Here is a 1,105-nt window from a genome sequence, read left to right on the forward strand (position 1 = left end):
TATCGGAGACCTGGTTTTCTACGGACCGAGCGCTGAAAGCATCCACCACGTCGGAATCTACGTAGGGGGCGGATACATGATCGATGCCCCCCGACCCGGAACCAAAGTCCGCTACTCGCCGATCAACTCGATGCCGGACAAGTTCGGCATCGCACGCCCTGTATCGAGCTCGAAAAAGGAGATCTGAAAATGCGTAACTCCTTCACCCTCGCCAAGCCGCAGGATTTGAGCACCGGTTTCGAGGACTTCTTCGGCACCATCGGGCTGACCGGTGGGGGCCTGGTCACCAAGGGCCTGGTTGCGGTGCTCGCCGTGATCGCGTTGAAAATGCTGATGTCAGCGGCCAACGACCCCAAGACGGCGTTGCGGAAGGGCGGCATGGGAGTTGGCGTTCTGTTCGTCGCCCTCGTGCTCGCGCTGTACGGCAACGACCTGTTCTCGACTGTCACCAACGGCAAGCAGGGCTGACCCATGGCCATCCCGGCGGACAAGGACCCCTGTGGTCTGCTGCTCGCTCCTATGCGTAAGTACTGCGAAGAGGAGCAACGTAAGGGCTCCAGCGGAGGAGGGCCGCCCGACAAGGTGGGCGGTGGCGGGGTCACGGACGGGGCTTCCGACCACGTCAAGGATCTCGCCGAGAGCCTGATCAAGGCGCTGACCAAGCTGGTGGCGCCCAAACAGAGCATGGCGCCCCATGAGGCCGACAACTGGGTGTATGCCCAGTTCCTTTGGCTCGGTCAGCACTTGGCCGTGGCGATCTTCATCTGCGTCGTGGTGGTGTGCGGTCTGACCGCATGGCAGGGTGCACCCCGCCTTCGGCAGATGGGAGCCTCTACCGGTTGGACGCTCGCGGCTGTTGCTGGCATGGCGTCGGTTCCGGGCGCCGTGATGCTGCTGAACAAGGCCGTGAGCGCGTCGTTCACGACCGCGTTCGACAGCAACGAGAGCACGCTGTTCAACGTCATCAAAAAGGACCTGGACAAGGGAGCGGACGCGGGAAACCCGTTGGCGCTCCTGATCATCACCGCCACCTCGCCCTCGCCAGCCGCAGCGGACCCAACGCCCCAGACGCCACCGAACTCACCACCCAACTCACCAACCTCGG

General features: G+C 63.2%; 3 protein-coding genes. All 3 read left to right on the forward strand.

Annotated features, from left to right (window positions below; translation table 11 throughout):
* Positions 1-187, forward strand: a 187-nt coding sequence (locus ABZ953_RS39415; RefSeq protein WP_361734356.1) for an NlpC/P60 family protein, incomplete at its 5' end; no start/stop codon positions are given.
* Positions 188-189: 2 nt separating this feature from the next.
* Positions 190-468, forward strand: a complete 279-nt coding sequence (locus ABZ953_RS39420; RefSeq protein WP_361734358.1) for a hypothetical protein — start codon at positions 190-192, stop codon at positions 466-468.
* Between the two features lie 3 nt (positions 469-471).
* Positions 472-1,105 (forward strand): hypothetical protein (locus ABZ953_RS39425; protein ID WP_361734360.1); only part of this gene is annotated, 634 nt, incomplete at its 3' end.

Origin of the sequence: Streptomyces sp. NPDC046465 (assembly GCF_040646035.1) — a bacterium.
Lineage (GTDB): Bacteria > Actinomycetota > Actinomycetes > Streptomycetales > Streptomycetaceae > Streptomyces.